13 protein-coding genes are annotated in these 13,356 nt (G+C 39.3%); 7 read left to right on the plus strand and 6 right to left on the minus strand.

The window, feature by feature from the left end:
• Positions 1-99: 99 nt before the first annotated feature.
• The gene (locus G7074_RS13785; protein ID WP_124558318.1) at positions 100-297 is read left to right on the plus strand and encodes a hypothetical protein; all 198 of its coding nucleotides are present in this window, start codon (positions 100-102) and stop codon (positions 295-297) included.
• Between the two features lie 97 nt (positions 298-394).
• Here G7074_RS13785 and recA read toward each other — a convergent pair whose 3' ends face one another.
• The 3 genes from recA to G7074_RS13800 form a co-directional block, all read right to left on the minus strand.
• Positions 395-1,408 carry a recombinase RecA gene (gene recA / locus G7074_RS13790; protein ID WP_124558456.1) on the minus strand — a complete coding sequence of 338 codons (1,014 nt, stop codon included), beginning with the start codon at positions 1,406-1,408 and terminating at the stop codon, positions 395-397.
• Positions 1,409-1,541: 133 nt separating this feature from the next.
• On the minus strand, positions 1,542-2,207 hold the full coding sequence (gene nth, locus G7074_RS13795) for an endonuclease III (RefSeq protein ID WP_124558319.1): 666 nt from the start codon (positions 2,205-2,207) through the stop codon (positions 1,542-1,544).
• 134 nt (positions 2,208-2,341) lie between these two features.
• The gene (locus G7074_RS13800; protein WP_124558320.1) at positions 2,342-3,301 is read right to left on the minus strand and encodes a hypothetical protein; all 960 of its coding nucleotides are present in this window, start codon (positions 3,299-3,301) and stop codon (positions 2,342-2,344) included.
• A gap of 208 nt (positions 3,302-3,509) precedes the next feature.
• Between G7074_RS13800 and G7074_RS13805 the strand changes: the two genes are divergently transcribed.
• The 4 genes from G7074_RS13805 to G7074_RS13820 are packed head-to-tail and all read left to right on the plus strand — an operon-like array spanning position 3,510 to position 6,912.
• Entirely contained in the window at positions 3,510-4,148 is a 639-nt protein-coding gene (locus G7074_RS13805) for a hypothetical protein (protein WP_124558321.1), read from the plus strand.
• A gap of 8 nt (positions 4,149-4,156) precedes the next feature.
• Complete coding sequence (locus tag G7074_RS13810) at positions 4,157-5,254, plus strand: acyl-CoA desaturase (RefSeq protein WP_166208883.1); 1,098 nt, start codon at positions 4,157-4,159, stop codon at positions 5,252-5,254.
• Positions 5,244-6,302, plus strand: a complete 1,059-nt coding sequence (locus tag G7074_RS13815; protein ID WP_166208886.1) for a fatty acid desaturase — start codon at positions 5,244-5,246, stop codon at positions 6,300-6,302. Before G7074_RS13810 ends, G7074_RS13815 begins: the two co-directional genes overlap by 11 nt.
• A 28-nt stretch (positions 6,303-6,330) precedes the next feature.
• Entirely contained in the window at positions 6,331-6,912 is a 582-nt protein-coding gene (locus tag G7074_RS13820; RefSeq protein WP_166208889.1) for a hypothetical protein, read from the plus strand.
• On the opposite strand, the gene G7074_RS13825 is transcribed toward G7074_RS13820, so the two are convergent.
• The 3 genes from G7074_RS13825 to G7074_RS13835 all read right to left on the minus strand — a co-directional run bounded on the left by G7074_RS13825 (position 6,909) and on the right by G7074_RS13835 (position 9,214).
• Entirely contained in the window at positions 6,909-8,120 is a 1,212-nt protein-coding gene (locus tag G7074_RS13825; RefSeq protein WP_124558325.1) for an MFS transporter, read from the minus strand. The two genes, G7074_RS13820 and G7074_RS13825, sit on opposite strands and share 4 nt — an antisense overlap.
• 229 nt (positions 8,121-8,349) lie before the next feature.
• Positions 8,350-8,544 (minus strand): hypothetical protein, encoded by a 195-nt coding sequence (locus G7074_RS13830; protein ID WP_124558326.1) that lies wholly within the window; start codon positions 8,542-8,544, stop codon positions 8,350-8,352.
• Positions 8,545-8,629: 85 nt separating this feature from the next.
• Complete coding sequence (locus G7074_RS13835; protein ID WP_124558327.1) at positions 8,630-9,214, minus strand: RNA polymerase sigma factor; 585 nt, start codon at positions 9,212-9,214, stop codon at positions 8,630-8,632.
• Positions 9,215-9,475: 261 nt separating this feature from the next.
• On the opposite strand from G7074_RS13835, the gene uvrA reads away from it, so the two are divergent.
• Positions 9,476-12,289 carry an excinuclease ABC subunit UvrA gene (gene uvrA / locus G7074_RS13840; RefSeq protein ID WP_124558328.1) on the plus strand — a complete coding sequence of 938 codons (2,814 nt, stop codon included), beginning with the start codon at positions 9,476-9,478 and terminating at the stop codon, positions 12,287-12,289.
• 50 nt (positions 12,290-12,339) lie between these two features.
• A complete protein-coding gene (locus tag G7074_RS13845; RefSeq protein WP_233603781.1) occupies positions 12,340-12,951 on the plus strand; it encodes a LysE family transporter in 612 nt (203 codons plus the stop codon).
• Positions 12,952-13,356: the final 405 nt, after the last annotated feature.

The raw sequence follows: 13,356 nt of genomic DNA on the forward strand, positions 1-13,356 counted from the left end.
TTGTTGTAAAAAAGAATAGAAATAATTAATAACTGGCAATTTAAACGGCCAATTAAATCTTCCGACTTCGGACCTCTGACTTCGGACTAATAAAATTATATGAGTGGAGCATCGTTAATATTTTGGATTGTTTGTGCGGTACCTTTAATTGGTCTGTTGTATTGGCTAATCAGGAAGGATAAAAACAAACTTAAAGGGAGCTGGGGTGTAATTATACTTGGTGTTTTGGTTGTAGCAGCATTGCTGGTTATTGTTTATGTAACCAAAGATTTCAATGCTATTTTTAGTCAGAACTAAGCAAAGCATTTCTTAATATCAATCTGTTTAAAAGAAAATGGCCTCCCGAATATGATTCAGGAGGCCATTTTTATGTTTTATTGAAGCGCCGGAAGGCTTATTCTTCTACCAGCTTATCGCCGGTTACTTCGGCTTTAATTTTAGCTTCCAGTTCTTCGGCTAACTCAGGGTTATCACTCAACAGTTGTTTTACTGCGTCCCTGCCTTGTCCTAATTTGGTATCGCCATAAGAGAACCATGAACCTGCTTTTTTGATGATGCCGAAGTCAACACCTAAATCGATGATCTCACCGTTTTTAGAGATGCCTTCACCAAACATCACATCAAATTCTGCAATACGGAAAGGAGGAGCTACTTTATTTTTAACAATCTTAACTTTAACGCGGTTACCTGAAACTTCGTCAGAATCTTTGATCTGAGAAATACGGCGGATATCTAAACGTACTGATGCGTAGAATTTTAAAGCGTTACCGCCGGTTGTAGTTTCGGGGTTGCCGAACATTACACCAATTTTATCGCGCAACTGGTTGATGAAGATACAGCAACATCCTGTTTTTGAAATTGTTCCGGTTAATTTACGTAAGGCCTGACTCATTAAACGGGCATGTAAACCCATTTTACTATCACCCATTTCACCTTCAATCTCGCTTTTAGGAACTAGAGCAGCTACAGAGTCAATTACAATTACATCAATAGCCCCTGAACGGATCAGGTTATCGGCAATTTCTAGTGCCTGCTCACCGTTATCTGGTTGAGAGATTAAAAGATTATCGGTATCTACACCTAATTTTTTTGCATAAAACTGATCGAAAGCATGCTCTGCATCAATAAAAGCAGCAATGCCACCTTTTTTCTGCGCTTCGGCAATAATGTGGGTTGCTAAAGTGGTTTTACCAGAAGATTCCGGGCCATAAATTTCTATTACACGCCCTTTTGGAATACCGCCAATACCTAAAGCGATATCTAAACTTATTGATCCTGTGGAAATATATTCTATGGCTTCAACAGCGGTATCGCCAAGTTTCATGATAGTGCCTTTACCATACGATTTTTCGAGCTTGTCTAAAGTAAGCTGAAGGGCTTTTAATTTATCTGGATTTGCGTTGCTCATTTCTTTTTTCATTACGGCGTAAATATAATCGATTATCGGCTAATATACTTGAATGTTGATATTTAAAATACTAATATATTTAGCTAAGGTAAATGTTTTTTAGCTAATGTCAATAGTAATGTGAAAATAATTTTTAAGCTTTTAACTTGTCTCTTTCATTTTGGGCGGTTAGTCGTTCAAAATACCTGCACATGTAGGTGATTTCGCAAACATCGCATTTGGGGCTCCTGGCCACACAAACGTAGCGCCCGTGCAAAATAAGCCAGTGGTGGGCAATGTGGATATCGTGCTCTGGCAGGTTTTTAACCAGGTCTTTTTCTACTGCTAAAGGCGTTTTGCCGTTGGTTAAACCTAAGCGGTTGGCCACGCGGAAAACGTGTGTATCTACTGCCATAGCTGGTGCATTATAAATTACCGATGCAATTACATTGGCTGTTTTACGACCAACACCTGGCATCTTTTGCAAGTCATCAATGCCCGAAGGTACAACATCGTTAAATTCGTTAAGCAGAATATTGGCCATACCCACCAGGTGTTTAGCCTTATTATTAGGATAACTGATACTTCTGATGTAATCGAAAACAATATCGGGTGTAACCTCTGCAAGTGCTTTGGCATTAGGGAAACGTTGAAAAAGGGCAGGGGTAACCATGTTTACCCTTTTATCGGTGCATTGTGCAGAGAGGATTACTGCAACTAAAAGCTGGTACGGATTGTTGTAATGCAATTCGGTTTCGGCATCTGGCTGCTTGGCCGAAAAATGTTCTACAAAAAGTTTATAACGTTCTTTTTTAAGCATGGGCAAATATAAGAGATAAACTTGTTCGATGGTTCATTAGTTGGTTAACTGGTTAATTGTTTAAATCGGTTAACTGCCTCCAAACTCTATGCCCCAAGCTCCAAACTGTTCATCGGTAACTGCAAACTGGCCAACTACCCTTGGCTTATCTCCCGCAGTAATTTATCGCACTCGGCAAAGGCATTGTACAAATATTTATTGCGGTGCTTTTCTCCCTGACCGCTAAAGGAAACTGATTTCATGATCAACCCCTGCATCCATTTTTTAGTCTGGAGGCAATATGACTGATCTTCGGTACGCAAATAATTAAAGGTATTGAAGCGGTTGTAGCAAGCCATGCGGTCTTTGAAATCGACCAGGTAAGCAATGCTGCCCAGCACATCGCAGTTGTACCAGTTAAAGGTATGGCTCGGGTCGATCGTTTTTTTACTGCCTATGGCATACATGTTCATGTCGGTTAGGCAATATTTTACCTGTTCTACAATCTTAACGGCCAGTTCGGGATCGCTCAAGTGGCCCGCTTCAAAGGCATATCTAATCTGTTCTAAGGTGCCGGTTATGGTATCTTTCGACCATATTTCGGTACTGGGTATTTCGAGATAAGTGGCATGCAGTGCTTTAGAAATTTCAATAATTTCATCAGAGAGAAAGTTTGAACTGAACGGTACTTCTACATTGTTGGCGCTGTTTGCCCAGAAAAATAGTTTAAAACTGGTTAACTCGGGGTATTTAAAAAAGTGGAATACGGGAATATCATCAGTAGTGATGGTAATGTGTTTTTGTTTGCTGTTTTTAATGGTTTTGAGATTGTCGAGTAAATCTTTAAGGTAGTTAACCATGTTCAGGTCTTCGTTTACGCTTAGATAGCTAAAAGTAACCGATAAAGATTGCCTGGGACTATATATAAAAGGTACGCTAAAACAATCAGACAGTTTAATAATCTGTTGTAATGTGAGGTTACTGTCGCCCCTTATTTTTTTATAAGCCTCATTGGTGCTGATGCCGAGTTCTTCGGCTATGCTTTGCGCCATATTCTGGTATTCGGGCAATGCCGATTTAATGGCTTCAAAAAAAAAATCCTGCTGATTATTCATGAAAGATTAATTTATAAGTTGAATATAAGGATTTTTCATAATTAGTTGAATGATTATCATGCTGTAAATTAATTTGTTTAATGCTTTATAACTTTTAATGAGATGTTTTGTGCTTGATAGATTGTTTTTGACTTATGATGTAATCTTTAAGGATTATTTGAGCGAGTGGAGTGTTTTAGCTTTGGTAGAACAATTTAAACGCATCAAAATGAATAGACAAATCTCAACCTCAACGAAGCCCAATGCTGATGGCAAAGGATTTAATCGAAAAACAACCATCGCTATTTTTACCGTCGTGCTATGTTTTTTGTTTTCTGGGTGTGCTTCCTTTTCTGATCAAATGATTAATCATCACAAAATTGATTTATTGCAGAAGAACTTATCGGAGCTTTCTGGTACCTACCAGCTGAAACCAGATTGGGAATATAATAAAGAAGGCGAAGCCAAAATGGCCCAAGGCGAATATTTAATTGAAAATGTTCACAGATACATTAGTGGAAGGAGAATCAACTTTGATACTTTGACCGGTTTACTGCTAACGGTTAAGGTTTTGGATAGTAGTAATATCACTTTTCTTTTTAAAAAAGACGAAGCGGTTCTTGATAGTGTAACGCTTTCAGTAGAACTAGGACCTGCCGGCCTGTTGTATTTAGGTAATCATTATGTAGAAACTACAGGTATCCCATATCTATGCGGAAGCACAATGAGTGAGAAGACCAGGATTGGATTGGCGAATGATGGCGGGCTCATTCTAAATCACATCTTTAATAGCTCAGGCGGATTTTTGTTGATCTTTTCTGGTAGTTATTCTTCCCAATCAGCCTATCATTTAAAAAGAATTAAATAAATATCGCCATGAACAAATTAAGATTTATAAAAGATGAAGGCTCGGCATTCTACAAGGAACTGAATGAGCAGATAGAACAGTATTTTACTGAAAATGGATTGCAGAAAACAGGGAATGCAAAGATGTTTTTCAAAATATTTCTCTACTTAGGATTGGATATCCTGTTCTATGTTTTAATGATTACCAGTCACTCGGTATTGGCATTTTATGTTTTTTATCTGCTGATGGGGCTTTCTTTTCTTTTAACGGCATTTAATGTTTCGCATGATGCTGTACATGGAGTAGCTGTAAAAAGTAAATTCTGGAACCGATTGCTGTTTTCGCTCAGTTTTAATCTGCTGGGCAACAATGCTTACGTTTGGGGCAAAAACCATAACGAATCGCATCATTTGTATACCAATGTAGAAGGTAGCGACATAGATGTACTAAATAATCCTTTGTTCAGGATGACTGAATCGCAACCCTTAAAGTGGTATCATCGGTATCAGTTTTTGTATGCTCCATTTCTATATCTTTTTTATTCGCTAAACTGGTTCTTTTTAAGGGAAACGCTGATGCTGTTTAATTTATCGAGCCGCACCATTAAAATTAAAATCCCAAAAAGTGAAGTCATAAAGTTGGTGCTGTATAAGCTCTTATATATCGGCTATATGATTGTTTTACCAGTTTCCCTGTTGCCTTTTGGCTGGCCGACAGTTTTGCTGGCCTTTCTGTTAAACCACTTTATTGTTTCGATATTATTGGTAGCTGTATTGGGTGTTGCGCATTTATCCGATTATGCATCACACCCTGTGCCTAATGCGCAAAACAAACTGAGTATGAGCTGGCCCAAGCTGCAATTGCTTACTTCTGTAGATTATCATGCGGAAAGTAAGTTCTTAAACTGGACACTGGGTGGTTTTAATGCACATGCAGTGCACCATTTGCTGCCGAATGTTTGTCATGTGTATTACCCTAAAATCATCCCGATTTTTAAGGCATTGGTCAAAAAACATAAGCTTACCTATATGGAAATGTCGTACGGCGAATCATTGGCCTCACACTTCAGGTTTTTAAAAGTAATGGGGAAAAACGAGCATTTAATCCCGACGCAATATGAAAGATAAATACATTCAGGTAGCAGCTGATAGTCAGTTGCTTAAAGCAATATATGAGCGTGTAGATGAAGAGTTAATCGTCGATAAAGAAGTTTTTATGTGGCACATTATATTTAAGTTCCTTGTGTACTTTTCACTCACCGCACTGCTTTACCTGGCCTTGTATAAAATTACCAGCCCGTTTGGCTTTATGGGCTGTTTTGTATGCTATGGATTTGTATCCTTGCTTTTTGCGTTCAACTTTTCGCACGATTTTTCGCACAATACCATTTTTAAAAGTAAACGCCTTAATCACATTTGTTTCGTAGCCATTTATACCGTAGTGGGTGCACATGCCGAAGCTTGGAAATTACGACATGTTAATTCGCACCATTATGCGCCCAATGTGGTAGATTATGATTCGGATTTAAAAATATCTAAACTAATCCGGGTGGTCCCTAATAGCAAATATTACTGGTTTCACCGTTTTCAACATCTGTACGCGCCGCTGGCCTATACCACGTATTCCTTGTTTTGGATTTTTGTAAAAGACTTTGTCATCTTATTCAGCAAAGATGATTACGCTGGTAAAAAGACTTTTAAATATTATTGCTCTTTTGTCGTGCAGAAAATGAGCTACATCACCTTGTTGCTGGTGTTGCCAATGTGTTTTTCCGCTCAATCCTGGCAAATAGTACTATTGGGTTTTCTGCTAATGCATTTAACGCAATCACTGTTTTTGCTCTTTACATTTTTTATGACACACCATGTGGAGGCGACGCAATATCCGGTAACCAATAAAGATGGATATATTAATACATCATGGCTGATGAACCAGATTAAAAGTTCTAACGACATGCATCCCTTTAGCAGAACAGCGAATTTTATTCTCGGCGGCTTTAACAACCATATTGCGCACCATTTATTTCCGCATTACCACCATGCTTTTTATCCGGAAATCAGCCAGATTTTATACCGGATACTGCAGGAACACGGTATTAAGCCAAACGCTACCAGCTATTGGGGTGGAATCCAATCGCACCTGAGGCTGCTGAAGAAAATGGGAACTGTTGCCTAAAGCTATCCATTCATCTAAATTTAATGTTATGAAATATTTAATGCTTTGTTGTTTAGTGTTTCTGTTCTCACCTGGTTTCGCCCAACAAGATACCCTGCATCAAAAGAAAAAATTTTATTATGGTTTGGGTATTGGTTTTGGACCAGGAAGCGAAAGCGGTGGTTATGCCGATGTGTATTTATATCTGCAGCGTAAAACCAATTATCTGGCGCTTAAGTCGTCTGTAATGTCTGAATTTCAAATATACAGCTATGAACCTGCACCAGGTGTTTCAGATTTGGCCTTGATTTTAGGTAAAAGCTACACCTTTAATCAATACGTCAACGTGCAATTTGGGCTTGGCCCGGCCTACACGGAGCGCATCTACCGTGGAGCGTTTTTATACAATACCTGCAACTCTTTCTTTTGTTTGTTCGGTCGCGATGTATATGAAATTGCGAAGCAGCGCGCCCTTGGCTTATCAGCAGAAACCAAGTTTAATTTTATGGTGAGCAGCAGATGGGCACTCACTTTAGGCCTTAATGCAAACCTTAATCAAGCTAAAAGCTTTTGTGGTGCCTGTGTAGGACTTCGATATGGGAGGCTTCGTGATCGTATTGCAAAAAATTAATGCATCACTACGTAGTTTTCTTCGGCTTCTTTCTCTTCAGCTTCTAAAGTTACGGTTGCTGGTTTACTACTGTTGCTTTTAATTAACCAGAAAGCGAAGAACGCACCTATCAGGGCCATGGCAGCGCCAACATATGCAGGAGAAGTATAATCGAAACCATATACCAACGGAAGGCCACCAAAAAAGGCGCCGAGTGCATTACCAATGTTAAAACTTGCCTGACTTGCGGATGCAGCTAGCATTTCGGAACCTTTGGCACTTTGGATCATGAGCATTTGGATAGGAGCAGCCAGTGAAAAAGCGACCGCGCCGGTAACAAAAGTCATGATTAAAGCCAGCGGTTGACTCGCTGATACGAAATGCACAATGGTTAAGGTGATTACCATAGTAAGCAATAAAGCAGCAGAAGCTTTTGCCGGCGAGAACTTATCGGCTAATCGACCGCCGATATAATTGCCGAACATCATACCCATACCGGCCAGCATTAATATATAAGTTACCGCATTTGAAGAAAAACCTGCAACTTCGGTCATTAAAGGAGCTATGTAGCTATACCAAGTGAATAGCCCGCCGGTACCGATCGAAATCATGAAAATAATGATCCAGGCATCTCTTTTTTTGAAGAAACTCAGTTCGGCTTTTAAATCGCGGTTTTTGGTGGCTTCTAAAGCAGGTAGCCAAAGTTTTAAGCTCAATAAAGTAACCAGGCCAACAAATACCACTACGGCAAAAGATATACGCCACGAGAAATTATGACCAATAAAAGTACCTAAAGGTACGCCAACGATATTGGCAATGGTTAAACCCATAAACATTAGTGAAACAGCTTGTGCGGCTTTTCCTTTTTCGGCAATCCTGCTGGCTACTACAGAACCAACGCCGAAAAATGCACCATGAGGTAGTCCCGAAAGCAGGCGGGCTATAAATAAAGTATCGAAAGTAGGTGCAAACGCCGAAAATGCATTAAAAACCGTGAACATCACCATTAGCGCAATTAATATCTTTTTTGGTGGATATTTACCTGCAATCATGATCAGTAAAGGCGCACCGATTACTACACCCAATGCATAGGCAGAAATTAAATGGCCAGCTTCCGGGATGCTCACCCGTAAATCGGTTGCAATATCGGGTAGTAAACCCATCATTACGAATTCTGTTATGCCGATGCCTAAACCGCCTAAAGTGAGTGGGAGTAAGTTCTTGTTCATATGCGCTTAGTGTTAAAATTACACTATGTAAAGGTAGCGCTTTTTATATTAAGGGATTGTAAAAATTAAGCCATTTGTGGGAGAGGTAAAATGGAAGAGGTAAGGGGGATAGCTGATGGTCAATGGTTGATGGCGGATTTGCTAATTACCCATCATCCATAAAAATCCATCTTCCATAAAAAAAGGTTGCCCCACCCTGTGGAACAACCTTTTCTGACTAGTGTAAATTTTATAATGACCTGCTATAAGCTAAAATCTTGTTGATGGTTTCATCTTGGGGATTTTTAGCCAGTCTATCTAACTTACTTTTGATCTGATCATAAAATAAGTCGATTTCTGCGTCAGATTCCATATCCATTTTAGGCTGAAACATGTTCGGGGTTGGTAAATTTACATTGTTTTTTGATGTAGAGGTTTTTGTCATAAGCGAATCGCGATAAGTTTTATAAACTTAACGATAGTTCAGATGCTTTATTTCGACCCCTAAAATATTTTATGTAACAATTACATTACCCTTTATAGCTCACCTCCTTTGTTTTAAGCATTTTGCGCAGATTGCTCAATGCATAACGCATACGGCCAAGGGCAGTATTGATGCTAACATCGGTTAAATCGGCAATTTCTTTAAAGCTTAAATCGGCGTAATGACGCATTAATAGCACTTCTTTCTGCTCATCAGGCAATAAATGGATCAGCGCCTTTAAATCTTTATGAGTTTGATCGCGGAGCATTCTGTCTTCTGCACTCTCATCATAAAAGTGTAGCATATTGAATACATCCATTCCATCAGAACTGGTGATGATTGGTGTTCTTTTTTCTTTCCTGAAATAATCGATAACCAGGTTGTGCGCAATACGCATTACCCATGGTAAAAACTTACCTTCCTCGTTATATCTCCCCGATCGCAGGGTGTTAATCACTTTTATAAAAGCATCCTGAAAAATATCTTCCGCCAGATATTGGTCTTTAACCAATAAGTAGATAGAAGTATAAATTTTACTTTTATGCCTTTTTAAAAGTTCCTGCAATCCATTCTCGTTCCCGGCAATATATACCTTTACCAGGTCCTGATCATTATATGATTGTAAATTCATAGGTTTACCTACACTAAATCCCGTACTGTTTGCTAAAAATTAATTTGTAGATGTATAATTTCTATAGCTTCTCTCCTATGTTTTTTGAAATGTGTTAGTTTGGTTCTGAGGTTGTTAATGTTCAAAGAAAGTTATTTTTTTATCAAAAAGCAAAAAATAAAATGTTAAAAAATAAATTAACCATCTCAGTACCCTATTTTTGTATCTTCTTAAAACCCAAATTACTTTGTTGGGTTTATACCTTTATATCCTTTACAATACATGAGCAAAAAAGAGGCCGAAAAAGATCCGCATAGAAATATTATTATAAAAGGTGCCCGTGTGCACAATCTTAAAAACATCGATGTGGCCATTCCAAAAAATAAACTGGTAGTGGTAACGGGTATGTCGGGCTCGGGTAAATCTTCGCTCGCATTCGATACTTTGTATGCTGAGGGGCAACGCCGGTATGTAGAGAGTTTATCGTCGTACGCACGCCAGTTTATGGGCAGGATGAATAAACCCGATGTAGATTATATTAAAGGTATAGCACCAGCCATTGCCATTGAACAGAAGGTAATTACTTCAAACCCGCGTTCAACAGTAGGTACCTCTACCGAGATTTACGATTACCTGAAGCTGCTTTTTTCGCGGATTGGTAAAACCATTTCTCCGGTTTCGGGCAAAGAGGTAAAAAAAGATTCGGTAAGTACCGTGGTAGATTATGTAAATGCCATGCCCGAAGATACTACCGTAACCATTTTCTGCCCGCTTTATCCGCATAATAACCGCACCATTAAAGAAGAACTGGCCATTTTATTGCAAAAAGGCTTTTTAAGGGTACGTATTAACGATAAAATTGAAAAGATAGAAGGTGTTTTAGATGATACCGGTTTTAAGGATGTTGAACTAACAGACGATAAAACGGTTCAGATTCTGATTGACCGGATTGTAACCAACCAGGAAGAAGAAACTTTAAGCCGCCTGGCCGATTCGGCGCAAACCGCTTTTTTTGAAGGTAAGGGCGATTGTTATGTAGAAGCAGAAGGCGAAACCAAACATTTTAGCGATCGTTTTGAGCTTGATGGTATCCGTTTTGAAGAACCTACACCAAATTTTTTCTCTTTCAACAATCCATATGGTGCCTGTAAACGTTGCGAAGGTTATGGAAATGTAATTGGGATTGATGAAGATCTGGTTATTCCGGATAAGAGCAAAAGTATTTATGATAATGCCATTGCTCCATGGCGCGGCGAAAAAATGGGTGTTTGGTTACAGAACTTTGTAAAAGCAGCTCCTAAATTCGATTTTCCGATACACAGATCTTACAGCGCTTTAACCGAAAAGGAGCAACAGGTATTGTGGACAGGGAATAAATATTTTGAAGGATTGGATGCTTTTTTCAAAGAACTGGAAGAGCAGACCTATAAAATACAGTATCGGGTAATGCTATCGCGCTACCGCGGAAAAACTACCTGCCCTGATTGTAAAGGCTCGCGCCTGCGCAAAGACGCATCGTATGTTAAGATTGCAGAAAAATCGATTATTGATGTGGTTTTAATGCCGCTTTCGAAAGCCCTGGTTTTCTTTAATGAATTAAAATTAAGTGTAAACGATGCCAAAATTGCCAAACGTTTGCTGGCCGAAATTGATAACCGTTTTCTATATCTAAACAATGTTGGTTTGGGTTACCTAACCTTAAACCGTTTGTCGAATACCTTATCGGGCGGAGAATCGCAAAGGATAAACCTGGCAACATCATTAGGCAGTAGCCTGGTAGGCTCTGTTTATGTTTTAGATGAGCCGAGTATTGGTTTGCACCCGCGCGATACCAATAAACTGATTGAGGTTTTACTTTCTTTGCGGAATGTTGGCAATACCGTTTTGGTAGTTGAGCACGAAGAAGAAATGATGCGTGCAGCCGATCATATTATCGATATTGGCCCGGAGGCAGGTACTCATGGTGGTAATCTGGTATTTAGCGGCGATTACGAGGCGATTTTAAAAGATAAAAATAGTTTAACAGGTCGCTATCTGGCCGGTTTGGAGAAAATAGCCATTCCTACACAGCGCCGCAAATGGAAAGACCACATCCTGATTAAGGGAGCAAGGGAAAACAACTTGCAAAATATCGACGTTAAATTCCCACTTGGGGTGTTTACCGCAGTGAGTGGTGTTTCTGGCTCTGGAAAAACCAGTTTGGTTAAAAAGATTTTGTATCCCGCATTGCAAAAAGCCATCGGGAATTATGCAGGCGAACAAACAGGTGCTTACGATGGTATTTTTGGTAACTATGATTTAGTAAGTGGCGTAGAACTGGTTGATCAGAATCCGATTGGGCGCTCGAGTCGTTCTAATCCGGTTACTTATGTGAAGGCCTGGGACGATATCCGCGCGTTGTTTTCGGGATTGGCTGCTGCAAAAGCTGCCGGACTGAAGCCTGCTGCTTTCTCGTTTAACGTAGAAGGTGGCCGTTGCGATGTTTGCCAGGGTGAGGGCGAGGTGAAGATTGAAATGCAGTTTATGGCCGATATTTATCTACCTTGCGAAGCTTGTAACGGCAAACGCTTTAAACAACAGGTGTTAGATGTAACTTACAAAGAAAAAAATGTTTCGGAAATTTTAGACATGACCATTGATGAAGCGGTCGATTTCTTTAAAGACGAACAAAAGATCCTGAATAAGTTAAATCCGCTGGTTGATGTTGGCTTGGGCTACGTGCATTTGGGGCAATCGTCAAACACTTTATCGGGTGGTGAGGCGCAGCGTATTAAACTGGCTTCGTTCCTGATTAAAGGGAATAATGCCAATAAAACGGTATTTATTTTTGACGAGCCAACCACTGGTTTGCATTTCCATGATATTAAAAAACTCTTAAAAGCATTAAATACACTTATTGAACAAGGTAACACCATTTTGGTTATTGAACACAATATGGATATGATTAAATGTGCCGATTGGGTGATCGATATTGGCCCCGAAGGTGGTGATGGCGGCGGAAGTGTGGTATTTGAAGGGGTACCCGAAGACCTGGTTAAAGTAGAAAATTCGTACACCGGAAAATATTTGGCTACGCATTTAAATTTAAATCCATAATTTCGGCAATGCTTTTTCTAACGTTTTTCATAGGCATTATCCTTAACGCTATGGGGTATATCCCTCCGGGCAACATCAATCTCACTGTTGCACAGCTGGCCATTAACAAGGGCATGCGACAGGTTTGGTATTTTATTTTGTCTTTCTCTTGTGTAGAGGTGTTTTTTACTTTTGGTATGATGCGCTTTGCCAGATGGGCCATGAGCGATATTAACCCGAATGAGGCAGTTAGCGAAGTACGCCTGAGTACTTTGGTAGATTGCTTTATGATTGTGATGTTTTTAGTAATGGGTACAATTACCTGGAAAAACCGGAAGAAAGTACCTAAAACCAGCAATAAAAAAGAAGATAAACGGAGTGGCAGTGTGCTTTACGGATTAATTTTAGGGATACTTAATCCTGTTCAGATTCCATTCTGGTTGTTTTTTGGCAACTACGTTATTCTACACCAATGGATTCAAACGGATTACCTTTCACTGGTAATTTTCAGTTTAGGCTCGGGTGTGGGCTCTACACTTGCACTTTATTTGTATGCACACTTTGCTACCTACATTCAGGAAAAATTTGCGCTAAGCAGCTTAATCATTAATAAATCTATCGCCATATTTTTATTTGCACTGGCGGGGTACTTAATGGTGAAGCAAGCGATTGTTATTTTTTAAGATAAATGGGTCTGCATTTCGCAGACTTTTTTTATGTTTTAGAACTTAGCCACGGTATACACGGATTATTATTCATAGCCTGCAAAACTCATCAGCGAAATTTGCGTAATCAGTGGGAAACCTGTGTAATTGTCCCGCAGATTTAAGGAGATAGACGCAGATTTTTATTTTCTTTAATTATATAACAAGCCACGGATGCACGGAAATACCCGGATTGTTTTCATAGCGATGGTGTGCATAGTTGGGAATATTCATCAGCGGAATCTATGTAATCAGTAAGAAACTGTCTTAGCCATAGCCTTTGTTATAAAATTGATACAGTAATACGCTGCGCTTAACCCAAACATAACATTAAATTTATGTTTAAGAAGTCCTGCCAAGCTAATATTGGACTTTATTACAAAA

The organism is Pedobacter sp. HDW13, from assembly GCF_011303555.1.
Taxonomy (GTDB): Bacteria; Bacteroidota; Bacteroidia; order Sphingobacteriales; family Sphingobacteriaceae; genus Pedobacter.